Origin of the sequence: Pseudomonas sp. 43mfcvi1.1, from assembly GCF_900115935.1 — a bacterium.
GTDB classification, from domain to species: Bacteria; Pseudomonadota; Gammaproteobacteria; order Pseudomonadales; family Pseudomonadaceae; genus Aquipseudomonas; species Aquipseudomonas bijieensis.
The window spans coordinates 171,406-195,966 of sequence record NZ_UETT01000009.1 but is presented as its reverse complement, the minus strand read 5'-3'; the positions used below and the strand labels follow the sequence as shown (position 1 = coordinate 195,966).

At 62.5% G+C, this 24,561-nt stretch carries 21 protein-coding genes; 15 read left to right on the top strand and 6 right to left on the bottom strand.

Annotated elements, in window-relative coordinates:
• Window positions 1-75 precede the first annotated feature (75 nt).
• The 5 genes from glcD (at window position 76) to DTP52_RS18595 (ending at window position 6,138) form a co-directional block, all read left to right on the top strand.
• Window positions 76-1,575, top strand: coding sequence for a glycolate oxidase subunit GlcD (gene glcD / locus DTP52_RS18615; protein ID WP_109754662.1), 1,500 nt, complete (start codon window positions 76-78; stop codon window positions 1,573-1,575).
• Window positions 1,575-2,633, top strand: a complete 1,059-nt coding sequence (gene glcE / locus DTP52_RS18610; protein WP_109754661.1) for a glycolate oxidase subunit GlcE — start codon at window positions 1,575-1,577, stop codon at window positions 2,631-2,633. Before glcD ends, glcE begins: the two co-directional genes overlap by 1 nt.
• A 1-nt stretch (window position 2,634) precedes the next feature.
• Entirely contained in the window at window positions 2,635-3,855 is a 1,221-nt protein-coding gene (gene glcF / locus DTP52_RS18605; RefSeq protein ID WP_109754660.1) for a glycolate oxidase subunit GlcF, read from the top strand.
• An 88-nt stretch (window positions 3,856-3,943) separates the two neighbouring features.
• Window positions 3,944-5,320, top strand: coding sequence for a VOC family protein (locus tag DTP52_RS18600; protein ID WP_109754659.1), 1,377 nt, complete (start codon window positions 3,944-3,946; stop codon window positions 5,318-5,320).
• Between the two features lie 299 nt (window positions 5,321-5,619).
• Window positions 5,620-6,138, top strand: a complete 519-nt coding sequence (locus DTP52_RS18595; RefSeq protein ID WP_109754658.1) for an Hcp family type VI secretion system effector — start codon at window positions 5,620-5,622, stop codon at window positions 6,136-6,138.
• Window positions 6,139-6,639: 501 nt separating this feature from the next.
• Here the strand turns inward: DTP52_RS18595 and DTP52_RS31215 are convergent.
• From DTP52_RS31215 to DTP52_RS18570, 6 genes are all read right to left on the bottom strand, one after another.
• Entirely contained in the window at window positions 6,640-6,813 is a 174-nt protein-coding gene (locus tag DTP52_RS31215; RefSeq protein ID WP_162893849.1) for a hypothetical protein, read from the bottom strand.
• Between the two features lie 30 nt (window positions 6,814-6,843).
• Entirely contained in the window at window positions 6,844-7,086 is a 243-nt protein-coding gene (locus tag DTP52_RS18590; RefSeq protein WP_109754657.1) for a hypothetical protein, read from the bottom strand.
• A gap of 65 nt (window positions 7,087-7,151) precedes the next feature.
• A complete protein-coding gene (locus tag DTP52_RS18585) occupies window positions 7,152-8,222 on the bottom strand; it encodes a lipocalin-like domain-containing protein (RefSeq protein ID WP_109754656.1) in 1,071 nt (356 codons plus the stop codon).
• Window positions 8,212-10,680 carry an FtsX-like permease family protein gene (locus DTP52_RS18580; protein WP_109754655.1) on the bottom strand — a complete coding sequence of 823 codons (2,469 nt, stop codon included), beginning with the start codon at window positions 10,678-10,680 and terminating at the stop codon, window positions 8,212-8,214. The genes DTP52_RS18585 and DTP52_RS18580 overlap by 11 nt, the downstream gene beginning before the upstream one ends.
• Window positions 10,680-11,348, bottom strand: a complete 669-nt coding sequence (locus DTP52_RS18575) for an ABC transporter ATP-binding protein (RefSeq protein ID WP_109754654.1) — start codon at window positions 11,346-11,348, stop codon at window positions 10,680-10,682. Before DTP52_RS18575 ends, DTP52_RS18580 begins: the two co-directional genes overlap by 1 nt.
• A gap of 112 nt (window positions 11,349-11,460) precedes the next feature.
• Complete coding sequence (locus DTP52_RS18570) at window positions 11,461-13,158, bottom strand: sulfatase-like hydrolase/transferase (protein ID WP_109754653.1); 1,698 nt, start codon at window positions 13,156-13,158, stop codon at window positions 11,461-11,463.
• Between the two features lie 377 nt (window positions 13,159-13,535).
• Between DTP52_RS18570 and DTP52_RS18565 the strand changes: the two genes are divergently transcribed.
• Genes DTP52_RS18565 through DTP52_RS18520 form a run of 10 tightly spaced genes read left to right on the top strand, consistent with a single transcriptional unit; the run spans window position 13,536 to window position 24,558 of the window.
• On the top strand, window positions 13,536-14,900 hold the full coding sequence (locus DTP52_RS18565; protein ID WP_109754652.1) for a UDP-glucose/GDP-mannose dehydrogenase family protein: 1,365 nt from the start codon (window positions 13,536-13,538) through the stop codon (window positions 14,898-14,900).
• A complete protein-coding gene (locus tag DTP52_RS18560; protein ID WP_109754651.1) occupies window positions 14,897-15,976 on the top strand; it encodes an NAD-dependent epimerase in 1,080 nt (359 codons plus the stop codon). Before DTP52_RS18565 ends, DTP52_RS18560 begins: the two co-directional genes overlap by 4 nt.
• Window positions 15,963-16,709: a sugar transferase gene (locus DTP52_RS18555; protein ID WP_109754650.1), complete on the top strand. Its 747-nt coding sequence runs from the start codon at window positions 15,963-15,965 to the stop codon at window positions 16,707-16,709. Before DTP52_RS18560 ends, DTP52_RS18555 begins: the two co-directional genes overlap by 14 nt.
• Complete coding sequence (locus DTP52_RS18550; RefSeq protein WP_109754649.1) at window positions 16,710-17,354, top strand: CpsD/CapB family tyrosine-protein kinase; 645 nt, start codon at window positions 16,710-16,712, stop codon at window positions 17,352-17,354. It begins immediately after the preceding gene.
• A gap of 20 nt (window positions 17,355-17,374) precedes the next feature.
• Window positions 17,375-18,397: a polysaccharide biosynthesis/export family protein gene (locus DTP52_RS18545; RefSeq protein WP_109754648.1), complete on the top strand. Its 1,023-nt coding sequence runs from the start codon at window positions 17,375-17,377 to the stop codon at window positions 18,395-18,397.
• Window positions 18,398-18,413: 16 nt separating this feature from the next.
• The gene (locus tag DTP52_RS18540) at window positions 18,414-20,006 is read left to right on the top strand and encodes a Wzz/FepE/Etk N-terminal domain-containing protein (protein ID WP_109754647.1); all 1,593 of its coding nucleotides are present in this window, start codon (window positions 18,414-18,416) and stop codon (window positions 20,004-20,006) included.
• Window positions 20,003-21,106, top strand: coding sequence for a glycosyltransferase family 4 protein (locus tag DTP52_RS18535; RefSeq protein ID WP_109754646.1), 1,104 nt, complete (start codon window positions 20,003-20,005; stop codon window positions 21,104-21,106). The genes DTP52_RS18540 and DTP52_RS18535 overlap by 4 nt, the downstream gene beginning before the upstream one ends.
• Window positions 21,103-22,473, top strand: coding sequence for an O-antigen ligase (locus DTP52_RS18530; RefSeq protein ID WP_109754645.1), 1,371 nt, complete (start codon window positions 21,103-21,105; stop codon window positions 22,471-22,473). Before DTP52_RS18535 ends, DTP52_RS18530 begins: the two co-directional genes overlap by 4 nt.
• Window positions 22,470-23,429, top strand: a complete 960-nt coding sequence (locus DTP52_RS18525; RefSeq protein ID WP_109754644.1) for a glycosyltransferase — start codon at window positions 22,470-22,472, stop codon at window positions 23,427-23,429. The genes DTP52_RS18530 and DTP52_RS18525 overlap by 4 nt, the downstream gene beginning before the upstream one ends.
• Window positions 23,422-24,558, top strand: coding sequence for a glycosyltransferase family 2 protein (locus tag DTP52_RS18520; RefSeq protein ID WP_109754643.1), 1,137 nt, complete (start codon window positions 23,422-23,424; stop codon window positions 24,556-24,558). Before DTP52_RS18525 ends, DTP52_RS18520 begins: the two co-directional genes overlap by 8 nt.
• The last annotated feature ends 3 nt before the right edge of the window (window positions 24,559-24,561 follow it).

The window sequence follows — 24,561 nt, the reverse complement described above, 5'->3', positions numbered from 1 at the left end:
TCAAGCTGACACACCGCCATCGCGAGCAAGCTCGCTCCCACCGGGATTCGTGGCAACTGAGGGGTATCGATTTTCATGAACATCCTCTACGACGAACACCTCGACGGTCCCTTGCCGAAGGTGGACAAGCAAGCCCTGCTTCAAGCCTTGCAGGCACAGATTCCAGACCTGGACATCCTGCATCGAGAGGAAGACCTCAAGCCCTACGAATGCGACGGCTTGTCAGCCTATCGCACCACGCCGATGCTGGTGGTGCTGCCCAGGCGTGTCGAGCAGGTGCAAGCGCTGCTCAAGCTCTGCCATGGGCAGAACGTCCCGGTGGTCGCCCGGGGCGCCGGAACTGGTCTATCCGGCGGCGCCTTGCCCCTGGCGAGCGGCGTGTTGCTGGTGATGGCGCGGTTCAACCAGATCCTGCACATTGACCCCGACGCCCGCACCGCGAGGCTTCAGCCGGGTGTACGCAACCTGGCGATCTCCCAGGCGGCGGCGCCGTTCGGGCTGTATTACGCACCAGATCCTTCGTCGCAGATCGCCTGTTCCATCGGCGGCAATGTCGCGGAAAACGCCGGAGGCGTGCACTGCCTCAAATACGGTCTGACGGTGCACAACCTGTTGCAGCTGGAGATCCTCACCATCGAAGGCGAACGCCTGACCCTGGGCAGCGAAGCCCTGGATTCACCGGGCCTGGACCTGCTGGCGCTGTTCACCGGCTCCGAAGGCTTGCTCGGGGTGATCACCGAAGTGACGGTCAAGCTGTTGCCCCGGCCCCAGGTCGCCAAGGTGCTGCTGGCCAGTTTCGATTCGGTGGACAAGGCCGGCCGTGCAGTGGCCGACATCATCGCCGCCGGCATTATTCCCGGCGGCCTGGAAATGATGGACAACCTGGCGATCCGCGCCGCCGAGGACTTCATCCATGCCGGTTACCCGGTGGACGCCGAAGCGATCCTGCTGTGCGAATTGGACGGCGTCGAGGCCGACGTCCATGACGACTGCGAACGGGTCCGCCAGGTGTTGGAGCAGGCCGGCGCCACCGAGGTCCGCCAGGCGCGGGACGAGGCCGAGCGGTTGCGGTTCTGGGCCGGGCGCAAGAACGCCTTCCCGGCGGTCGGTCGCCTGGCGCCGGACTATTACTGCATGGACGGCACCATCCCGCGCCGGGCCTTGCCCGAGGTACTGCAGCGCATCGCCAGCCTCGGTGCCGAGCATGGCCTGCGGGTGGCCAATGTCTTTCATGCCGGTGACGGCAACATGCACCCACTGATCCTGTTCGATGCCAACCAGCCCGGCGAACTGGAGCGCGCCGAAACCCTGGGCGGGAAAATCCTCGAATTGTGTGTCCAGGTGGGCGGCAGCATCACCGGCGAGCACGGTGTCGGCCGGGAAAAAATCAATCAGATGTGCACGCAATTCAACAGCGACGAACTGAACCTGTTCCACGCGGTAAAAGCGGCGTTCGACCCCCAAGGCCTGCTCAACCCCGGCAAGAACATTCCCACCCTGCACCGCTGCGCCGAGTTCGGTGCCATGCACATCCATGGCGGGCAGTTGCCATTTCCTGAACTGGAGCGTTTCTGATGAGCCGCGAAGCCGACCAGGACGCCAGCGACCTGCTACTCGAACAGGTCAATCGCGCACGGGCCAATACCACGCCACTGCGCATCCAGGGTTCGAACAGCAAGGCCTTCCTGGGGCGCGAAGTGGCCGGCGAAGTGCTGGATACCCGCGTGCATCGTGGCATCGTCCACTACGACCCGACCGAGTTGGTGGTCACGGCCCGTGCCGGTACCCCATTGCGGGAACTGCTCGCCGCCCTCGACGCCGCCGGACAGCGGCTGCCCTGCGAACCGCCGGCGTTCGGCGACGACGCCACGGTCGGCGGCATGGTCGCTGCCGGACTATCGGGGCCACGTCGCCCGTGGGCCGGTTCGGTGCGCGACTTCGTCCTCGGCACGCGCCTGATCAGTGGTCACGGCACGTTGCTGCGTTTCGGCGGCGAGGTGATGAAAAATGTCGCCGGCTATGATCTCTCGCGCCTGCTGGCCGGCAGTTTCGGTTGCCTGGGGGTGATCACCGAAGTGTCCTTGAAGGTCCTGCCCAAGCCACGTCACAGCCTGAGCATCCGCCTGGAACTGGACAGCACCGAAGCGCTGCAGAAACTCGCCGAATGGGGTCGACAACCGTTGCCCATCAGCGCCGCCAGCCATGACGGCAGCTGTTTGCACATGCGCCTGGAGGGGGGCGAAGGCTCGGTCAGCGCCGCTCATCAACGTTTCGGGGGCGAGGTGATCGACGATCGATACTGGACGGCACTCAATGAGCATCGGCTGGCATTCTTCGATGAGGGCTTGCCACTGTGGCGCCTGTCGTTGCCCAACCATACCGGCCCGCTCGCCCTGCCCGGCGCGCAATTGATCGATTGGGGTGGCGCGCAGCGCTGGTTGAAAACCGAGGCCGACACGGTGCAAGCCCTGGCCCATGAAGTGGGCGGCCATGCCACCTGCTATCGTCAGGGTGCCAGCGATACACCGTTCCAGCCACTGGCTCCGGCGCTGCTGCGCTATCACCGGCAGTTGAAGGCCCAGCTCGACCCGCTCGGGCTGTTCAACCCTGGCCGGATGTACCCGGAGATCTAGCATGCAGACTCGGTTCAGTGAGGAAAGCAAAAATCTGCCCCGCGCCGAAGAAGCCGAACGGATCCTGCGCAGTTGCGTGCATTGCGGTTTCTGCAATGCCACCTGCCCCACCTACCAATTGCTCGGCGATGAATTGGACGGCCCGCGAGGGCGCATCTACCTGATCAAGCAAGTGCTCGAAGGCCAGCCGGCGACAGCCAGCACCCAACTGCACCTGGATCGCTGCCTGTCGTGTCGCAACTGCGAGACCACCTGCCCGTCCGGCGTGGATTACCACAACCTGCTGGACATCGGCCGGGCAGTGGTCGATCAGGCCATACCGCGCCCCGCTGGCCAACGCGCACTGCGCCTGGGCCTGCGAAGCCTGGCGGCCAGCCCCGAGCGGTTCAAGGCCCTGCTGCGTCTTGGGGCGATCTTCCGTCCATTACTGCCGACGAACCTGAGCGCCAAGTTGCCCCGCCCTTCCCCTGCCCGTAGCGAGCGCCCACCGCTTCGACATGGGCGTACGGTGTTGATGCTCGAAGGGTGCGTGCAACCAGGCCTCTCGCCCAACACCAACACCTCGGCAGCGCGGGTACTGGATCGGCTTGGCATCAGCGTAATCCCCTGTGCAGAGGCCGGCTGCTGCGGTGCGCTGGATTATCACCTCGATGCCCAAGCCACCGGACTGGACCGTGCCCGACGTAACATCGACGCCTGGTGGCCGCACCTGGAGAACGGCGCTGAAGCCATCGTCCAGACGGCCAGCGGCTGCGGCGCATTCATCAAGGACTACGGGCATCTGCTGGAACATGACCCCGCCTACGCCGCCAAGGCCAGACAGGTGAGTGAACGAGCACTGGACCTGGTGCAGGTACTCGGCAAGGAACCGCTGGAACAGATCTGCGCGGCCAGGAACCAGCGCATTGCCGTGCATTGCCCCTGCACCTTGCAACACGCACAGAAACTCGGCGGCAGCATCGAAGCGCTATTGACGCGGTTGGGTTTCAACCTCACCGAGGTGCCCGACGGCCATTTGTGTTGCGGCTCGGCCGGCACCTATTCGCTGACCCAGCCGGCCCTGGCGCGGCAGTTGCGCGACAACCGCCTCAACGCGCTGGAAAGCGGCCAGCCGGAGCTGATTGTCACGGCCAACGTCGGCTGCCAGAACCACCTCGACGGCGCCGGTCGCACGCCCGTACGACACTGGATCGAGCTGGTGGATCAGTCCCTGGCAGAATGAAGTCCTGAAGATTCTTCGTTTGCCGGGGCCGGCGAAGGCTGCGATCTTTCGTCCAACTTTCCCACAGCCCTCGCCAGGAATTCTCACGATGAGCTTCGTCAGCCCCGACCTGATCCGCCAACGCTTCTCCAGGGCGATGTCCGACATGTACCGCGACGAGGTGCCACTGTATGGCGCCCTGATGAAGCTGGTGGAGCACACCAACGCCCAGGTGCTGGCCGAAGACCCGGCCCTGGCCGCACACCTGCGCAGCACCGGCGAACTCGAACGCCTGGACCTGGAACGCCACGGCGCGATTCGCGTTGGCACCGCCGCCGAGCTGGCGACCCTGGGGCGTCTGTTCGCGGTCATGGGCATGCAGCCGGTGGGCTACTACGACCTCACGCCGGCCGGGGTGCCGGTGCATTCCACGGCCTTCCGCGCCGTGCACGAAAGCGCGTTGCAGGTCAGCCCGTTCCGGGTGTTTACCTCGCTGCTGCGCCTGGAACTGATCGAGAATGCCGAGCTTCGGGCCTTTGCCGAGTCGGTGCTGGCCAAACGGCAGATCTTCACCCCCAGCGCCCTTGAGCTCATTGACCTGGCCGAACGCCAGGGTGGCCTGACCGAAGCCCAGGCCGAGGACTTCGTCCTACAGGCCCTGGAAACCTTTCGCTGGCACCACAGCGCCACGGTCACCGCCGAACAGTACCGGCAATTGAGCGCCCAACATCGTTTGATCGCCGACGTGGTGGCGTTCAAGGGCCCGCACATCAACCACCTGACGCCGCGCACCCTGGACATCGACATCGTTCAGGCGCGGATGCCCGTGCACGGCATTACCCCCAAGGCCGTGATCGAAGGTCCACCCCGTCGGCAGTGCCCGATCCTGCTGCGCCAGACCAGTTTCAAGGCACTGGACGAACCCGTCGCCTTTACCGACCAGGCACAAGCCCAGGGCAGCCACAGCGCCCGCTTCGGCGAAATCGAACAACGGGGCGCCGCGCTCACGCCCAAGGGCCGCGCGCTCTACGACCGATTGCTGAACGCCGCGCGGGATGCGCTGGGGGAGTTTCCCAACGAAGCCAACGCCGAACGCTACAACCGGCTGATGAGCGAACACTTTGTCGAATTCCCTGACAACCACGATGAGCTGCGCCGACAAGCATTGGCCTACTTTCGCTATTTCGTGACGCCCAAGGGCCTCGCCGCCAAGGGCACCCTCGGGCAAGCGGCGTCCCTGGAGCACTTGCTCGCGCAGCAATACCTGCGCGCCGAACCTTTGGTGTACGAGGATTTCCTGCCAGTCAGCGCTGCCGGTATCTTCCAGTCGAACCTCGGCGATGCCGCCCAGAGCCATTACGCCGGGCAGTCCAACCGCCAGGCCTTTGAAGAGGCGTTGGGGGGAGCGACCATTGATGAGCTGGGGTTGTATGCCCAGACTCAACAGCGCTCTATCGATGAGTGCAGGGCCACATTGGGCTTGTAGGAACAGGCCGAAGGATAAAACGGCAAAAAGCTGCATGACCAGGCGTGTTGCGTAGCACGCCTACATCGGCCACTTTGCCTGGCTTTCGCGGTGTTTGCTCAGGCCACAAAGAGCTGCAACGCGCCGGGCAAACCTTTGTGCGCTTTCTTGCTTGGCTGAGGGAAATAATCGCCAATAATCTGTTCAACTATTTGATATTTATCGTTTTTTTAAAAATGGCATAGCTCTTGATAATCGTCAGGCCACCTCGGGGCGATTCCCGTCCCAGGCCCATAGTTATCCAGGAAGGAGAGCATCCATTGGCTACCCCCGCGTACATATCCGTTACAGGCACCAAACAAGGTCTGATCACTGCCGGTGCGTTTACCGCCGATTCAGTGGGCAACACCTATCAAGAAGGTCATGAAGACCAAGTCATGGTGCAGGCCTTCGAACACCAAGTGACAATCCCTCTCGACCCTCAGTCCGGTCAGCCAACTGGTCAGCGCATACACAAACCCCTGATCATCACCAAGGTATTCGACAAGGCCTCGCCACTGCTGCTGGCCGCCCTGACGAGCGGCGAACGCCTGACCGAAGTCAAGATCCAGTGGTACCGCACCTCGGCCGCCGGCACCCAGGAGCACTACTACACCACTACATTGGAAGACGCGCTCATCGTCGATATCAAGGACTACATGCTCAACTGCCAGGACCCTGCGAACACACACTTCACCCATCTCGAAGACGTGCACTTCACCTATCGCAAGATCACCTGGACTCACGAAGTCAGCGGCACCTCGGGCTCCGATGACTGGCGTTCGCCCGTGGTCGGTTAAATCGGGAGCAGCCGTCCATGCATCGGCCAACTCCGCTGACTAATGTGCAGTTGAAAACAATCGATGGGGGTTGATTCAGGATGGTGTTCGCCCAGTGCGATGGCCTCGGCAATCCATGCACTGGTAAAGAGCCTGACACTGGGCGAACGGGCACAATAATAATCGAACTTTTAGAATATGTCCGTGAGCCTGTTTAAATAATTATTCATCGTTACAACTGTTCACAACTGAGCCCCCCCAGCCGCTTGTACAATTACAGTGCGCCGTGACGAGAGCACTTCCCACTCGGCTGGGTGGGCATCCCGCGCGCAACGGCCACTCGCCATAGAGCCCGACGGGAGCATGCATCCTCGCCAGGGGTTTGTGTTTGAATGGGCATTATGTATTAGCTGTACAAACAGTTATACAAAACGATGAATAAGTACAAACGTTATTCGCAACACGTCGTTGCAAGTTTAAACAGTCATTAAAAAAATCTTTTAATACCCCGTGTGACTCACTTCAGCCACGCCGACCGGTTTTCTGCGCATCGGTATCCCCTGCCTCAGGATCGCCGTGCTGTTGCTTGCGCTTGGCCGGGTCATTGGGCCGCAAGGCATCGTTATCGCGTTCCACTTCACCGGGCAACGCCGGCTCGTCGGGGTTCTGCGGCGTTTGGTCGGGGCTGTGCTTCATGGCGAACTCCTTGAATCCTTCAGGTTTGGATCACGCGTCGGGGTCGGCGACTTCTTCAGCGACGTTGGCGTCCGGGGAGCGTTGGTGCAGTTGCTCGGCCTTGGTCTTCAGGGCCTGCCACTGCGCCAGGTCGATGGCGCCCAGGCCGAACAGATCATTGGCCAGCCGCATCAGTTCGGTGAAGTGAGCGTCGGGGGACTGCTGCCAGTAGGCCTTGTCGTCGAACAATCGCTGCCAATCGGCCAGCGACGCAAGTTTGAGGTCATCGCTCATGACGGGCTCCTGCGAGACATTCATAAGTTATGAGGGGCGACGTTCGCGGGGAGTTCCAATGATTCTCAGTAGCCGGTCATTTCCAGGTAACCCGTGCCGCCCTGGTTGCCATGCAGTTGCACCGGTCCTTCCCAGTAGGGGATGCGCAAGTTCATCCAGGCATTGGGATTCAGCGCGTGGACAGTAATGTCGAGTTGCTTGCCGGGGATCTTGATGGCCCAGCCTACCGGCATCGAGCGCCCGGCGACCTTGGCGGTGTCCAGGGGTTGCAGGCTGATTTCCCCGGCGCGCAGGGTTTGCGCTTGGCCCTGGGCGTCGATCCAGGTGCCCGTGAGGTACGGCGCACCGTCCTTGTGGCGCATGCGGTAGAGCATCAGGTGCTCGCCGTTGTCCAGGTGCAAGGAGAACCAGTCCCAACCGGTCTGGTTGGCGGTCAGGGGCTGGCTGCTCCATTCGCGGTCGAGCCAGGCCGGGCCGCTGACCGCGTAACGCCGGCCGTCGATCTCCAATTCACCGCTGGCCTGGAAGAACGGCTGGCTGTAGTAGTACGACGCTTGCCCCTGTTCGGATTTCTGGCTGAAACCTTGATCGCCCTGCAACACCAGCGGCCGGCTCGATGTGAGCCGCAACGCATAGCTGAAGCGCGGGTCGCGAGCCTTCAACTGCATGTCCGCCAACGGCTCGGCCCCTGAAACCCGGGTGCCGAATTGCCAGTCGTCGATCCAGGCATTGAAGGGCACCGCCTGCACCCCGGCCTGCCCTACCCCACCTCGGGCATAACGCTCGGCGGCATGGTGCACGGTGGCGGATGTGACCGCAGCGTGACCGAGCCAGATCGTCTGGTTGCGCCAGCCGCTGGCCTGGGGCGCGGCATCCAAGGCACTGCGAAACAGCGTCCACTGCACACCGAAATCACGGCCTTGGGCATCCTTGAGATTAGCGGTGACGTACCACCACTCGATGCGAAAACCTTCATGAAGACCATGGTCGGCCGGGAAACTGAACAGCCGCCCCGGCACAACCGGCGTGAACGCGACAGCCTGGTCGCCGAGACCGGCAAAGCCCTTTTGCGCAGGGGCCGAGTCATCACAACCACTGAGCAACGCCAGCAACAACACGCAGACACTAATCCTCATGGGCAAAGGTCCTCAGCAAATCCGCCGGCTGCGTTCGGTACAACGCGTACAGCGGCCAGGCCGATGCCAATAGCGTGGCGAGCATCGCCAAGGCCAGCAACTGCACCAATTGCAACGGGAACACCCGCAGCGGCAGGCGCCAACCGAAGGCCTGCACGTTGATCACCGCGTCCAGGCACCAGGCCAGGGCGATGCCCAGCGGCAACGCCAGGACCAGGGTCAGCAGTGCCAGCAACCAGGTCTGGCCGAGATTGAGCAACATCAACTGCCGGCGCGTCACGCCCAGCGCCCATAGCGGCGCCAACTGACCGAGGCGACTCTGGCTCTGGGTCAGCAGGCTGATGAACAACGCCACCCCGGCCACCGCCAGGGTCAGGCTGTTGAGGGCGGCGGTGGCGGCGAAGGTGCGTTCGAACACCTGGGTCGACCAACCCTTGAGCCGGGCTTGATCGACGATGCGGCTGTCATCCAGGCTGAAGCGGCCTTGCAACGCTGTCAGTAGCGCCGGGATCGCGGGCGGATCGATACGCAGGTTGAAACGGTTCGGTGTCAGGTTCGGCCAGTGCGCCAGCAAGTGATCGGCATTGACCAGCACATGCCCCTTGGGATTGCCGTAGTCGGCGTAGATCCCGACGATGCGCAGCAACCATGGCCCCTGCGGCGTCGGCAGGGTCAACTGATCGCCGATGCTCACCTTGAGGCGTCGGGCCAGTTGCTCGCTGAGCATGAGGGTATCGGCGGCCGCCAGTTGCTCCCACGGTTTGTCGCCGGCCGATTCCAGCAGCGGCCAGTGCTGGCGATAGTGGGGATGATCGATGATGCCGTGGATATCCGTCGGCCAGCCCTGCAACGGGACCGAGATTTGCCAGAGGGGAACGACGGCAGTGATCGCCGGTTGCTGCTTGAGCCAGGCGTGCAGTTCGTTCGCCTGGGCCGGGGTTTGCGGATTGATGTACAACTCGGCGGTCAGCCGTTGTTCGAGCCAGTTACTGAAGGTCTGGCGGAAACCGGCGGTCATGCTGCCGGCACCGATGTTCGCCGCCAGCGCCAGCAACAACGCCATCAACGCCAGGCTCAACGTCGGTAATTGCTGGCGGCAATCGGCGAGAAACCATTGTCCGAGTACCGAGCGGCTGCGACACGACAACAGGTTCAGAGCGCTGTTGAGCAACACCGGCAAGGCCAGCGCCGCCCCCAATAGCAAGGCCGTCATCAAGACAAAACCGCTGGCCAGATTATCGCCCCAGATCAACGCCGACGCAGCGATCACCCCGGCCAGTGTCGCCACCCAACCCTGGCGTCGCAACCAGCGCGCATGAGCCTGATGCCAGGCCTGGGGATTGGCCAGCGCCAGCAAGGGCAGACGCGCGGCCCGCAGCAAACTGTCGGCCCCGGCTAGCAGCGCACCGAGCAGGCTCAGGCCGACGCCGCTGAGCCACCACCACGGGCTGAGGTTCAACTGCCCGGGCACTTCAGCACCGTACAAGCCCCGCAGACTTGCCGCGACATCGGGCAACAAGAGGCTCGCCAGCCAATAGCCGCTGAGCACCCCGGTGATGCCCCCCAGCAACGCCAGCGCCCCCAGCTCGAAGACCAGGCTGGTGATCAGCACCCGCGCACTGACGCCACAGGCCCGCAGGGTTCGCAGTAAGCCACGACGCTGTTCCAGGGCCAGGCCAATGGCAGCGTGGACAATGAACAGCCCCACCACAAAGGATAAAAATCCCAGGGCGTCGAGGTTCAAGTGAAAGCTTTCGGTCAGACGCGACAGATTGTTTTCTTCATCGGCGCGCTTGAGTTGCAACCGACCGTTGAATGCCTCCGGCAACGCCGCACTGAACGTGGCGGGCAACAGCAATCGCGACAGCTGCTCCGGCAACCCGAGCACCTGCTGGGCAAAACCAATGTCCATCAACAGCACGCCCGGCGCCATGTCCACTTGGGCGTGCAGCGGCGGCAGGGATCGCCCATCGACCGTCCGGGGCCGATCACCCTCGCCCATGCCCAAGGCTTGCAACGTCTGCGGGGCGATCCAGGTGCGGCCGGGATCGCTGAAAAACGCCACCACCTCGGTCATCTCCCGCGCCTGCCCCACCAGCGCCGCACCAGGGGGCAGCGACACCGGATCGATCCCCATCAATTGCAGGCGCTGCTCCTCGTGGCCCTCGAGCATCACTCGCGCCTGCAACACCGGCGACACCGGCCAGCCCTGGCGCCGCAGATCGACAAACCATTGCTGAGCAAACGTGCCGCCGCCGGGTGCACTGAGGCTGGCCTGGGGTTCGCCGCCAATCAGTTGGCTGGCCCGGGCGTAGCTGTCCCGGGCCTGACTGTTCAGCGCTTGCACGCCGGTTAGCAGACTGGTGGCGAGCCAGAGCCCGGTCAATACGCTGAAAAACTGCACCGGGTGCTGGCGCCAGTGACTGAGCAACGCCTTGAGGGTCTGCCGAAAGATCATCAACCCTGGGCCACTTCAGCCAGGCGACCGCGCTGCAACACCACCCGATGGGCCAGGCGCGCCGCCACCCGGGGGCTGTGGGTCACCATCAGCAGGCTGGTGGAGCTGCCATCCAGCAGTTCCAGCAGCAGTTGCAGCACTTCGTCGCTGGTGGTTTCGTCGAGGCTGCCGGTAGGTTCGTCGGCCAGTAACAGGGGCGGTCGCGAGGCCAACGCCCGCCCCAGCGCGACCCGTTGCTGCTGCCCGCCGGAAAGCTGTTCCGGATAACGCCGCAGCAAGTCTGCAAGCCCTAGCCGCTGCACCAGATGGGCCTGCCAGACAGGATCATAGCGCCCGCACAGACGCGCCTGGAACGCCAGATTGTCCTCCACCGACAGGCTGCTGATGAGGTTGAACTGCTGAAACACCAGACCGATTTCCGTACGCCGCCAGTTCGCCAGCTGGCTTTCGCTCATGCCGTCGAGTCGGTATTGGCCACTGCGGATACTGCCGCCATCGACCTTGTCCAGCCCGGCGACCAGATGCAACAAGGTGCTTTTGCCGCTGCCGGACTCTCCCATCAGCGCCAGACTGCTGCCGGGCGGCAATGTCAGGTCGATGCCTTGCAACACCGGCAACGGGCCCTGGGGAGTGACGTAGCTTTTGAAGACTTCGCGCACTTCAAGCATGGAAAGGCTCGATGGATAAACATGAGGCTCAGGATAGCGGAGCTTGCCCGCGAGGGCATCGGCACATCCAATATCGATGCACTATCGCGAGCAAGCTCAGCTCCCACAGGGATCACTGCCCCGCCGCCATCTGCGCTTGCGTCGGCCCCGGTGTGACGATGTGGTTCAGGTCGATGTGTTTCCATTCAGGCACAGCCCCCAACCGTGCATTGAAGCGGTAGTTGAAGGTGAAGGCGTCGTCGGTCGGCTGGCTCAGGGACTTGCCATAGATTGCTTCAATCCCGGCCGGCTCGTACCCCATCAACTGCAACAGCGTCGGGAAGATGTTGTAGTGGCTGGAACGGTCTTTGTTCTGCGCCCAAGCTTGCTGCCAATCCAGGGTGTGCGACTGCGCGCCCTCTATCACCACCAGCGGCACCAGCCCCTCTTCCGCCACCGGGTCGCCGTCGCAATGGGTGTTGAGCCCCGGGTTGCCGCGCTCGTGCAGGTCCTGGCCGTGATCGGAGGTGTAGATCAATACGGCACGACTCAAATCAGCCTGCTGGAAGATTCGTTTGAAGAACTCACCGACATTCCACAGCAACGTGTTCTGGTAGGCGTTGCGGTACAACACCCAGTCGTCCTTCTGGCCATTGAAGCCGTCACGCAGGCCGGTGTCGGACACTTCCTGGAACAGCCCTCGCGGCAAGGCCGGGCGGTAGTTCATGAAGTCGTCAGGGTATTTGTCGTGCACAGGGAAATGCGCGCCCACCTTATTGATCAGCACCAGCTCGGCGTGGTCATCGCCCAGCAACTCGATCAACTTCGCTGCCGCCGCCATGTCACGGTCGCGCACGCTGACCTGGTCGAATTGGATGAATTCGTCGATGTCCTGTTTCTCAAGGTCGGTCATCAGGTTCTGCAGGTTGCCTCCGGTGCGTTGGGCATCGATGTAGACGGTGCGCAACCCAGCCTTTTTAGCGTACTGCCAGATCGACGGCAGGGTGCTGTTGATACGTATGTAGTCGGCGCGAGTACCACCGTAACGCAGGGTGATATTCGTGTCGGCGCTGCAATTGGCGATGGAGGCCGCGTAACCGAAATTGATGACCTCCACGCCCGAAGGTGGCATTTTCAGGCTGGTGTACACACCGAACGGCGCGTTGATGTCCAGGTAGTTTCCGGCGACGCTTTCATCGATGATCAGCACAATGTCATGCTCGATGACCGAAGTTAGCTGCGCAATGCGCACCGGTTCCCGAGGACCCACGATGTTGTGCAGGGCCTCATAGATGAACAGGTTCAAATAGGCCAACGGCGTGTACATCACCGGCAGCCCGCGCGCGCCCTCGCCCGCCCGCATGAACAACACAGCACTGAGCAACAGCACGCCAAGCAATGGCGCAGCAACTGGCAGAAAGCCTGGCAACGGTAGCCGTCGGCGAGGCTTGAGTCCGATCCCCAACAACAGCAACACACCAGCGGCCGCCGCCCTGATGATCACTTCGCGGTACTGATAGGCCGCCTCCTGGATGAACCCACCGGAGTACACCAGCGACACGAACTGGCTGTAGGTCAGGTAGCTGTCGGTGACCCGGGTGTACACCTCGAAGAACACCGCCGAGACAAACATCACCAGCGCGAACAGATGCCGCACCGGGGCCGGGCGGATGTACGCGCTCATCCACAACGCCACCACCAACACCACGAACATCGCGCTGTACAACAGCGTAGGGAAACCAAAACCCAGCGCCTGCAGACGATCAAGGTAATAGTCGTACCCCCGCACCAGATACAGCACCAACAGCAGTTCCTTGAGGTATCGGGCCATGTCGATTTCGACTCTATCGCGACGTTGGAAAGGGGTTCGTTTTCTGCACACTAGCAGGGGGTTTCCAAAGTGCAAGAAAGGGATGAACGTCGCACGCGTCAAAAAAAAGTTACCCCAAAAATGACACGAAAACACGTCACAAAATGTAAAAACCTATGGATTACTACCGTTTATCGCTTTGTCAAATTCCCGTGAAGCCCAATAAAACAGCCACTTTTCTAAGACACTCAATAACTTGATATCAAAAGGCCCGACTCCACTTGAATTGCCAACAGTGACAACTGTCATTTTGCTGACACGCTTTCCTGAAGCTGCGCTATACCCCTCTAAACAGTTTCATCCGAGTTACATCATTCGGTCTGCGAGGCGCGCCAAAAATGGACGTGAGCGTATTTGGTACGGGGTATGTCGGGCTGATCCAGGCGGCCGCAATGGCCGACGTCGGACACCGCGTTTTGTGCATCGATATCGACCTGAACAAGATCCGGCAACTGCAACAAGCCGTACCGACCATCAGCGAACCGGGGCTGTCCAGTTTGCTCGAAGACAACATCAAGTCCGGACACTTGTCGTTCAGTTCTCAGGCCAGCGACGCGGTTAACCATGGCGAGCTGATTTTCATCGCCGTCGGCACCCCCGCCGATGAAGACGGCTCCGCCGATCTCAGCCATGTATTGAGCGTCACCCGGCAAATCGCCGACTTCATGGACAGTGACCGCACCCTGATCATCAAGTCCACGGTACCGGTGGGCACGGCCGACAAAGTGGCCGAATGCGCGCGCCAGGTCCTGGAGCGCCGGGGCCTGAAAAAACTTGCCGTGCGCGTGGTCTCCAACCCCGAATTTCTCAAGGAAGGCAGCGCCCTGGCCGATTGCATGCGCCCGGACCGGATCATCGTCGGCACCGCCGACCCGCTGGCCCGCGACCAGATGACCGAGCTCTACGCGCCCTTTTGCCGCAACCACGAAAAACTGATGTTCATGGACAACCGCAGCGCCGAACTGACCAAGTACGCCGCCAATGCGATGCTCGCCACCCGCATCAGCTTCATGAACGAACTGGCCAACCTCACCGAACGGCTCGGCGCCGACATCGAGGCGGTGCGCAAGGGCATCGGTTCGGACCCGCGCATCGGCTACCACTTCATCTACCCCGGCTGCGGCTTTGGCGGCTCGTGCTTTCCCAAGGACCTGCGGGCCTTGCTGCACACTGCCGAACAAAGCGGCATGCCACTGCGCTTGCTGCGCAGCGTCACCGACGTCAACGACAGCCAACGGCACATCCTCTTCGAGAAACTGGCGAAGCAATTCCAGGATGGCCTGGCGGGCAAGTCGATTGCCATCTGGGGCTTGGCGTTCAAACCCAACACCGATGACATGCGCGAAGCCCCCAGCCGCTACCTGATGGAAGCGCTGTGGCGCGAAGGCGCCCGGGTCCAGGCCTATGACCCGGAAGCCATGTCCGAATGCCGCCGCCTCTACGGCTATCGCAAAGACCTGAACCTCTGCGCCACCCGCGACGACACCCTGGAAGACGCCGATGCACTGGTGATTTGCACCGAGTGGAAGAATTTTCGCGTAGTGGACTTCGACCTGCTGGCCAGCAAGTTGCGCGCCCGGGTGATCATCGATGGTCGCAACCTGTACAACCCCGAACACCTGGCCGCCGCCGGGCTGTTGTATCGCGGCATCGGTCTGCGGCACACCGTGCCGGGCACCCCGGCGTCAGGGCCACAAGCGTGAACATCCTGGTCACCGGCGCAGCCGGCTTCATCGGCGCCCACGTAGTGCTGCGACTGCTGCGCGACGGCCATCGAGTATGCGGGCTGGACAATTTCAACGACTACTACGACCCGCAGCTCAAGCACGACCGCGTGACCTGGGTGAACGATCAGGCCGGCGAATTCCCCCTGGCGCGGATCGACCTGGCCGACGCGCCGGCCATCGACGAGCTGTTCCAGGCCCGACGCCCCGACGCAGTGATTCATCTCGCGGCCCAGGCGGGTGTGCGCTACTCCCTGGAAAACCCGCAGGCCTATGTCGACAGCAACATCACCGGATTCCTGAACATCCTGGAAAGCTGCCGCCGCTATCCGGTCAGGCACCTGATCTACGCCTCCTCAAGTTCCGTGTACGGCGCCAACCCGCGCACGCCTTATTCGGTGCAGGACAACGTCGATCATCCGCTGTCGCTGTACGCGGCCAGCAAAAAAGCCAACGAGCTCATGGCCCACAGCTACAGCCACCTGTTCGGTATTCCTTGCACCGGCCTGCGGTTCTTCACAGTGTACGGCCCTTGGGGTCGGCCGGACATGTCACCGATCCAGTTTGCCCGCGCCATCATCGAAGACCGTGTGCTGCAACTGTTCAATCACGGCGAACACCAACGCGACTTCACCTACATCGACGACATCGTCGAAAGCATCGCCCGCCTGATCGAACATGCGCCCCAGGTCACGCCCTTGCTGGATCACGAACAACCGGGCCCGGCCACCAGCCGCGCGCCCTGGCGGATCTACAACATCGGCGGACAGCACCCGGTGGCGCTGCGCACCTATGTCGCGCTGCTGGAAAAACACCTGGGACGCACCGCACGCGTCGAGCTGCTGCCCCTGCAAGCAGGCGATGTGCTCAACACCTGCGCCGATGCCAGCGACCTGGCAAAGACCACCGGTTTCAAACCGTGCATCGAACTGGACGACGGCCTGGGCCGTTTCATCCAGTGGTTTCTCGATTACTACGCACGGCCTGCCCACGCGCCGCTCGCGGCTGAACACTTGCGGCCCAACCTCAGCGGAGGAATCCATGACCCGACATGAGCAAGTCATCGAGATCAACGCCCCTGGACGCGACAAGCGTGTCGACCCCGACCACCGCAGGCGCCTGGACGCGGCCATCCACCGCCAGGGCCGTGGTTGGTTGACCGGTCGCGACGGCGGCCGGCCCTGGACGGTCTCACGTACCAACCGCGTAGTGGCCAGCCTCGGCGCCCTGGCGATCCTGCTGGTGTTCTGTCCACTGCTGCTGGGCCTGGCTCTGCTGGTCAAGTTCTCCAGCCCCGGCCCCGTGCTGTTCGTGCAGAAGCGCACCGGTTATCGCGGCCGGGTCTTCGGCATGTACAAGTTCCGCACCATGGTCGCCGATGCCGAGGCCCTCAAGGAGTCGCTGCGCCACCTCAACAAACACGGCGCCGATGCCATCGACTTCAAGATCGACAACGATCCGCGCATCACGCCTATCGGTCGGTTCCTGCGCCGCAGCAGCCTCGACGAACTGCCGAACCTGATCAATGTAGTGACCGGCGACATGCGCCTGGTGGGCCCGCGGCCGACCTCGTTCAACGCCTATCGCTACAAGGACAATCACCTTGTGCGCCTGAGCATCTACCCCGGCATGACCGGTCTGTGGCAGATCTCCGGGCGCAGCAATATCGACTTCGACCAGCGCGTGGAATTGGACCTCAGCTATATCGCTGAACAAAGCCTGTGGCTGGACTTGAAGATCCTGATGCTTACCCCCTTCAAAGTTTTCAGCGGCCACGGAGCGAGTTAAATGGACGGTTCAACGAATATCCTGACCATAGCCAGCCCGAGCGAGACCAACCTGACCTCGACCGTGCTCGACCCTTCCCTGCGGATCCTGCTTCTGACGGCCGCCAACACCGGCACCGGAACCAGCACCAGCGCCATGGCGCTGGCCGCTCAACTGGCGCAGATGAGCAACGGCCGCGTACTGCTGGTGGATGCCAGCCAGTCACCGCGCAACCTCAGCCAGCAACTGTCGTTGCACAAGGAGCGCGGTTTTACCGACCTGCTGTTCAACAGCCTCGCCCCGCCCTTGTTGCAAGACTGCGTGGTGCAGACGTCCAGCCTGCCCTTCGATGTGCTGCCCCACGGTCGCCTGGGCCGCAATGCCGAACACCTGAGCCCCGAGCGACTGCGCCCGCTGTTCAGGCAACTGGCGGCGCAATACCGCTTCGTGGTGATCGACGCCGACGCGGTGTATTCGGCCAGCGACACGCTGGTGCTCAGCACCCAGGTGGACGGTGTGGTGCTGGTGGTGCGCGGTGAAGACACGCGCTGGGAAGTGGCCCAGGCCACCCGCCAGCGCCTGTCCCAAGCGGGCGCGAAAGTGGTCGGCAGCGTGTTCAACCGCCGCAAGTACTACATGCCCAAGTGGCTCTACAACAACCTGTAAGCCTGCAAAAGGATGACGAGATGAACGCCAGAATACTTGTCCTGCTGTTGCTGCCGCTTGCCGGTTGCTCCAGCAATACCGATACCCGCTCGATGCCGGTGCAGATCCTCACAGCCCCGCCGGCCAACGCCCAGGCCACCGACATGCCCAAGGTCGAACAGACCCTGCGGCCCCAGGACGTGCTGGATGTGATTTTTCACATCGACACCACCTCTTCCCAGGCTTACCGCGTGCAGCCGGGCGACCAGGTTGCCCTGAACTTCACCGCTGCCAGCCAACTCAACGGCACGCAACAGGTGATGCCCGACGGCAGTATCGAACTGCCGGGCGCCAACACCTCGGTGAAAGTCTCCGGCCTGACCACCGAAGAGGCCCGCCTGGCGGTGCAGCGGGCCTACAACCAGAAGATGCTGTTCCAGCCCAATCGCAACCAATTGACCGTAATGGTGACCAGCCCGCTGTCCGGCGAGACGAACCTGCGTAACACCTTGACCCACCCTGCCACCGGCATGAGCCGGGAAATCATCGTGGGCCGAGATGGCTACGCCAGCTTCCCGGAAATCGGTGCCGTACCGTTGCAAGGCATGACCGTCACCCAGTTGGAGACCTTCCTCAACGAGCGCTATGCCCAGTTGCCCGGCCACATGACCGTGGATGTGCTGCTCAAGTCCACCGGTGGTAACGAGATCTATGTCCTCGGTGAAGTGGCCCAACCCGGTTCCTACCCTATCCGCCGGCCGATCTCCGTTCTCGAGGCGCTGACCCTGGCCCGGGGCACGAACGTCAAGGCAAGGCTCGACTCGGTGGTCATCATGCGCCGCAACGGCAATATGGTCGAAGCTCGCCACTACGACGTGGAGAAGGCCTTGAGCGGCGACGCGTCGCAGATCGCCTACCTGCAACCGGAAGACATGCTGTTCGTGCCCAAGACCAAGCTAGCCAGCGCCGGCGAACTGGCCAGGCAACTGGCCGACGTGGTGCTGTTCCAGGGCGTTGGCGTCAGCTTCGGCTACGACCTCGACAACAAAAGCGGCAGCAACTGACCCCAGGTGACCGATCATGAACCCCAAGGAAAACTATCTGCACGAGTTCTTCAGGATCTTCTTCGCCAACAAGCAGTGGGTGAAGCGCGTCTTCCTGATTTTCGCCGTGATCGCCCTGGTGCTGCCGTTGATGCTCAAGCAGAGCTTCGACATCACCGCCCAAGTGATCGTCCAGTCGAAAAAACTCTCCCAAGGCGACGCCACGACTTCGCTGAACCAGGAAAGCGCAACGTTCGTTCCACCGTCCCTGGCGGACATGGAAACCGAGAGCAACATCCTGCGCTCGCCGGCGTTGATTCGCGAAACCATCAAGACCCTGCGCGACCAGGGTGAATACACCCCAAGCCCAGGCGTCCTCAACAAGTGGGTGAGCGAACCGCTCAAGCGCTACATCACCCAGCCGTTGCGCGAATACGTCATCAATCCGCTGCGCGACGGCCTGGGGCTGGAGGTGGATCCGGTACGCGACACCGTACTCGATACGCTTACCGATGAGGCCATCGAAAACCTGAAGATCGAAACACTGCCCGGCTCCAACGTCATTTCGATCGTCTACAGCTTCGGCGACCCAGCCCAGGGCACCCGGTTCGTGGCGCAATTGCTGCAGAACTACCTCACTGGCCGCCAGGACCTGCAATCGATCGAGTTGCCCCAGACGTTCTACGAGCAGAAAAAAGTCCAGTACCAGACGCGCCTTGACGGCTTGGAAAGCAACCGCCTGACGCTGCTTGAAGGCATCGGCTCTTCCGATCCCAAGGAAGAAATCACTTTCCGCTTGAATGCGATCAACACCGAGGAACAGGCACTGAACCTGTTCCAGGATCGCCTGCTGCAAAGCCAACGCTGGCTCGATTACCTCAAGACCAGCCTGGCGGCAGCGAACAGCTCGCGGTTCAACGACTACACCTTCCCGTTCACCTTCACCACCACCGTGGACAACATTGCCTTTGAAGACCGGGAAATCCGGCAGCTGGGCGAACAACTGACCAGCCAGGTCAGCCGCTACATGAACGACCTGGCGATCTTCCAGCCAGGCAGCGAACCGATGTTGCTGGCCCGGGAGCAGATCGTCCGCACACGCCAGCAGTTCCTCAAGGTAGTGAACAATCGGATCCAGGAGCGCACCACCGACCTGGCGGTGGTCAGTTCGGTGATCAATCAGAAAGTCGAACGTATCGCCGCCTTCAAGGAGCGTATCCACCAATTGCAGGAAACCCAGAGCAAGCTGCGGCAGATGGACACCGAGATCAACGCGCTGCATGCGGCCTTCTCGACTTATGCCCAGCGCTTCGCCGAGGCCAGCACCGCGCGTTCGCTGGACAACGACCTGTCCAACGCCCGGGTCCTGAGCCCGCCGTTCGAACCAACCACCCCGGCCTTTCCCAAGCCGATGCTGATTATTGTCTTCGGCATGTTCTGTGGCCTGCTGCTGGCGATCGCCCTGGTCTATGTGCGTGAGTTCTTCGACCATCGCTTCAAGCACCCAGCACAAATCAGCCAGCAACTGGATCTGCCGGTGTTGCTGGTGATCAACGAGCAATCACCCGATCAGGTCAATCCGCACCGCAACTGGACCCTGCCCAGCCTTGTCCATTGGGTGAAAAATTGAACGCGCCGTTCGGCCCGACCCACCACAGCAGCCCCCTGTCGATCATTCATCTGCTCGACAGCGGCGGCTTCTATGGGGCCGAGCGGATGCTGCTCGATCATTGCCTGGCGACGCCCGGGCAGCACCAGGTGCTGTTCCTGGCGGCGCCGCCGACCTTGATCACGCGGTTCCGCCAGGCTGGGGTCGATTGCCGTCATTGCACCAGTTGGGCCGAGCTGTTGCAGCACTTGCGCCAGCGCCGGGACGAACGCCCGCTGATCAACACCCATAACTTCAAGGGGCTGCTGTTCGGCTGGTCCGCCGCCACGCTGCTGCGCTTGCCGCTGGTGATCACCCAGCATGGCTTCACGCCGCGCAGCCCCAAGCAGCGGTTCTATACCTGGCTGAGCCTGCAACTGTGCCGCACCGCCTCGGTCAAGCGAGTGGTCTGCGTGGCCGAAAGCATCGCCACGCTGCACCGCCAGGCCAGCGTGCGGGCGGAAAAACTCGATGTGATCCCCAATGGCCTGCCAGCGCCCAGCGCGCCATTGACCCATCGTGCCGACAAGCAACGCTGGCGGGTTGGCTACGTCGGTCGCTTGAGCAGCGAGAAAGGCCCGGACCTATTCCTCGACGCCATGATCCCCCTGTGCCAGCGGCATTCGTCGCTGCACGCGGTGATGCTCGGCGACGGCCCGGAACGCCAGGCGCTGCTCAAGCGCATCACCGACGCCGGACTGCCCACGCGTATCGAACTGCCCGGCTACCAGACCGATATGAACGCCTGGTGGAGTCGCCTCGACGCGCTGGTGATCAGCTCGCGCACCGAAGGCACCCCAATGATTCTGCTCGAAGCCATGCAGGCCGGCGTGCCGGTGGTGGCGTTCGGCGTCGGCGGCATTCCCGACGTGTTGCAGGACCGCCATAACGGCCTGCTCGCGGCACCGACCGACAGTACGGACCTGGCGGCGCAGATCGAGACGCTGTTCAGCGAACCGCCACTGGCGCGGATCCTGGCCGACAACGCGCGGTGCACCCAACGCGAGCGCTACGACCTGCGCACGCTGACCGAACGCTGGTCGCAGCTTTATATCCGTACGGCACGGGAGGCTCGCTCATGATTGTCCCGCTCTCGATCGTCAGCCTGCTGGGCCTGGTGTGCCTGGCGTTGCTGGCCAGCCCTTATCCGTTCCTCGCCCCAGGCGCGGTGCTCGGCCTGGTGGGCGTTGCCATGCTGTACCGCAAACCCGCCTGGGGTTTGCTGGGCATCGCCGCGCTACTGCCGTTCGAAGGCCTGTTCAAGGACAACGTGTTTTCCGGCAGCAAATTCCTCGGCGTGGCGCTGATCCTGATCCTGATGCTGCAGTTGGCCTTGCACCAGATCCCTGCGACGCGCTTGCGTAGCAACATCTGGAAGCCGTTGCTCGTCTTCATGGCGCTGTATGGCCTGAGCCTGTTGATCTCGGAAAACATGGACCTGTCCTTGACACATCTGCGTGAACTGGCAGTAGGGCTGATTCTGTTCGTGATCACGTTGCTAATCGGTCGCGAGCTGAACCTGGATGTGTTCGCCCGGCTGATGACAGTGAGCGTCGCCACGACCTGCGTACTCGCGATGTTTTCAGCCAAATACCAGGATCAGGGTCGCGCCTCGGGTTTGCTGGAAGACCCGAACGCCTTTGCGCTGTTGATTGCGTTTACTGTACCGCTGGCATTGTTGTTGACAATACGCAGCCAGAACCTGTTGTACCGGTTGTTCTGGGGCGGCGGTTTCATCCTGTTGTTGGGCGGAATGACCAAGACCGAATCGCGTTCAGGGCTGGTTGTGCTGTTGCTCAGTCTGATGATCGGGCTGTATCACTATCGGGCGCAGTTGCCACGTGTGCGTCCTCGACACCTGGGGTTCGCAATGCTCGGCCTGGCACTGATGGTTCCGGCGACAGTCGCCTTGATGCCTGCTGGCTACGTGGCACGCATCGAGTCATTGAGCATCCTCAGTTCCGGCACCAACGCCCACAAGGACGGATCCTTGGGTCGCCGCGCCTCGTACATTGTGGTGGGCAGCCAGATGATCCGAGAGAAACCGATACTCGGCTCAGGCCCCGGGACGTTCCCGGAGCACTACGCCCCCACCGGTTACGCGAAAGCGTTCTCGGCCAATCGCAAACGGGGGGATCTGTACCGCCAGGCCCATAACACTTACCTGGAAATTTTCAGCGAAATCGGCGTGCCAGGTGGCTTGATGTTTATCGGTACGATTGGGCTGGGCCTCTACAACCTAGTGCGCGCGCGCCAACTCTGGCTCCTGCGCCGGGACTGGGCTCAGGCGGATCTGTTGACCCACCTGAGCATGAGTTTCCTGTCGCTGGCGTTGTTCCTGATGTTCCTCAGCGCACCGAACCACAAGTTGCTGTGGATCATGCTTGCCTTGACCAGCCTGTTGCGCTACGACGCCGAACAGGCCGAGCCGCGGGAGGCCCGTTCATGAGCCGCGTAAGCGTCATCATACCGATGTACAACGAGGCCCGGCACATCGGCCGCACGCTGCTGGCGGCGCAGGAAGCGGTTCGCCAGGCGCAGCTGGAGTGCGAGTTGATCGTGGTGGACAACGGCTCGGACGACCACGGCCCGCGCATCGCCAACGAGCTGGGCGCGCGGGTGCTGATCGTATCAGGGGTGCACATCGGTGCCCTGCGCAACCGTGGCGCGGCGGCAGCCAGTGGTGAATGGCTGGCGTTCATCGACGCCGACATGCAAATGCCGACCGACTGGCTCAAGTCGCTGGTCGAAATGGAAGGCCGTCAGGGCGATGTGCTGGCGCTTGACCTGGACACGCCTGGCCAAGCGCCGTGGTTCGCACAGGCTTGGCAACGCCGCAGTCAGCGTCCGGGCTCGCGCCCCTTGCATCGCGTCCAATGGTTACCCAGCGCCAATCTATTGATGCGGCGCGCCTGGTTCGAACGGGTTGACGGTTTCGACGAGACCCTGCGCACCGGCGAGGACAAGGATTTCTCCCTGCGCCTGCGCCAGGCCGGTGCGCAATTGTTGCTGGTCAACGAAAGCGTGGCCCTGCACTGGGGCTATGAAGGCAGCTGGCGCGAATGGATGCGCAAGGAACTGTGGCGCCAGGGCAGCCACTGGCAGTTGTTGCGCAGCCACGGGCCGAGCCTGCGCCTGCTGCGCTTCCCCGCCCTTTCCATTGGCACCTGGGGCATGGATTCGCTGGCCTTGGTGGCCCTGCTCCAGGGGCAGGCGCGCCTGGGCCTGATGCTGTTATTCATCAGCCTATTGCCGGCCTTGGTTCTGAGCCTGCGCCAGAGCCAGCGCGACCCGCGCCTGACCCTGCAACTGTGGACCTTGCACGGAGTGCGCCTGCACCTGACCGGCGCCGCGCTGCTGCTCAATCTTTTTCAACGCAATGTCAGGAGACCTGCCCGTGGCTGAATTCATTTACTGGTCGTGCCTGTTGCTGCCGGTTTACGCCTACCTCGGTTATCCCTTGATGTTGAGCCTGCTGGTGCCGCTGTTTCCGCTGCGGCGCTATGGCAAGGCGTTGCCGATGGACGTCAGCATTGTCATAGCCGCCCACAACGAGGCCAGGCACATCGAAGAGAAGTTGCGCACCTTGCTGGCCCAGGACTATCAGGCCCATTCGCTGCAAATCATCCTCGCTAGCGACGGCTCCACCGACGACACGGTGGCCTGCGCACGCAAGGTGATCGACCCGCGCATCACCGTGCTCGACCTGCCACGCCAGGGCAAGGCCGCCGCCCTCAATACCGGCGTGGCCCACAGCAACGGCGAGATCCTGGTGTTCACCGATGCCGACAATCAATGGTTCCCCGACACCCTCGGCCATCTGCTGGCACCGCTGGGGGATCCTGAGGTTGGCGCCTGTGCCGGCCATATGGAGATTCCGGTGCCGGGCAAGGGCCTGAGCCTGGGGGACAGTCTGTATCGGCACTACGAAGGTTGGTTGCGGCGGGTGGAGAGCCGCACCGATTGCATGGTCTCGGCCGACGGCGCCCTGTTGGCGCTGCGCCGGGCTTTGTTCCAACCGATACCGGCGCAAGTCAACGATGACTTTTTCCTCAGCACCTGCGCGCCGGCCGCCGGTAAGTCCATCGTCTACGTGCCACGGGCTCGTGTGACCGACCAGGGCGTGGACGAAGCCGACAAGCAGTTTCGCCGGCGCCAGCGGGTCACCGTCGGCGGGTTGCAGAGCCTCGCGCACCGTCGTGAGCTGCTCAATCCGCTGCGTCATGGGCTCTACGCCATCGGGCTGATCAGCCACAAATTGATCCGCCGCCTGGCGCCGGTGTTGTTGTTGCCATTACTGCTGAGCAATGTCTGGTTGTGGGAGCAGCACATGTTTTATCGCCTGAGCCTGGTGGCGCAGTTGCTCGGCTACGCCATGGCACTGATCGGGTTGATGGACGCAGGCCACCGTTTGCCCCGGCCCTTTCGCCTGGCCGCGTTCGTGCTGGTGACGCTGGCGGGCATGAGTATCGGGCTCTGGCAATTCCTGCGGGGGCATCGCTACAGCCAATGGAACCCTGAGCAGAATCGCTAAGGA

Excerpts from the sequence above, each read along its gene's own strand:
- glcD (WP_109754662.1), top strand. The coding sequence starts at position 76 with ATGAACATCCTCTACGACGAACACCTCGACGGTCCCTTGCCGAAGGTG.
- glcE (WP_109754661.1), top strand. The coding sequence starts at position 1,575 with ATGAGCCGCGAAGCCGACCAGGACGCCAGCGACCTGCTACTCGAACAG.
- glcF (WP_109754660.1), top strand. The coding sequence starts at position 2,635 with ATGCAGACTCGGTTCAGTGAGGAAAGCAAAAATCTGCCCCGCGCCGAA.
- DTP52_RS18600 (WP_109754659.1), top strand. The coding sequence starts at position 3,944 with ATGAGCTTCGTCAGCCCCGACCTGATCCGCCAACGCTTCTCCAGGGCG.
- DTP52_RS31215 (WP_162893849.1), bottom strand. The coding sequence starts at position 6,813 with ATGAAGCACAGCCCCGACCAAACGCCGCAGAACCCCGACGAGCCGGCG.
- DTP52_RS18590 (WP_109754657.1), bottom strand. The coding sequence starts at position 7,086 with ATGAGCGATGACCTCAAACTTGCGTCGCTGGCCGATTGGCAGCGATTG.
- DTP52_RS18585 (WP_109754656.1), bottom strand. The coding sequence starts at position 8,222 with ATGAGGATTAGTGTCTGCGTGTTGTTGCTGGCGTTGCTCAGTGGTTGT.
- DTP52_RS18580 (WP_109754655.1), bottom strand. The coding sequence starts at position 10,680 with ATGATCTTTCGGCAGACCCTCAAGGCGTTGCTCAGTCACTGGCGCCAG.
- DTP52_RS18575 (WP_109754654.1), bottom strand. The coding sequence starts at position 11,348 with ATGCTTGAAGTGCGCGAAGTCTTCAAAAGCTACGTCACTCCCCAGGGC.
- DTP52_RS18570 (WP_109754653.1), bottom strand. The coding sequence starts at position 13,158 with ATGGCCCGATACCTCAAGGAACTGCTGTTGGTGCTGTATCTGGTGCGG.
- DTP52_RS18565 (WP_109754652.1), top strand. The coding sequence starts at position 13,536 with ATGGACGTGAGCGTATTTGGTACGGGGTATGTCGGGCTGATCCAGGCG.
- DTP52_RS18555 (WP_109754650.1), top strand. The coding sequence starts at position 15,963 with ATGACCCGACATGAGCAAGTCATCGAGATCAACGCCCCTGGACGCGAC.
- DTP52_RS18550 (WP_109754649.1), top strand. The coding sequence starts at position 16,710 with ATGGACGGTTCAACGAATATCCTGACCATAGCCAGCCCGAGCGAGACC.
- DTP52_RS18545 (WP_109754648.1), top strand. The coding sequence starts at position 17,375 with ATGAACGCCAGAATACTTGTCCTGCTGTTGCTGCCGCTTGCCGGTTGC.
- DTP52_RS18540 (WP_109754647.1), top strand. The coding sequence starts at position 18,414 with ATGAACCCCAAGGAAAACTATCTGCACGAGTTCTTCAGGATCTTCTTC.
- DTP52_RS18530 (WP_109754645.1), top strand. The coding sequence starts at position 21,103 with ATGATTGTCCCGCTCTCGATCGTCAGCCTGCTGGGCCTGGTGTGCCTG.
- DTP52_RS18525 (WP_109754644.1), top strand. The coding sequence starts at position 22,470 with ATGAGCCGCGTAAGCGTCATCATACCGATGTACAACGAGGCCCGGCAC.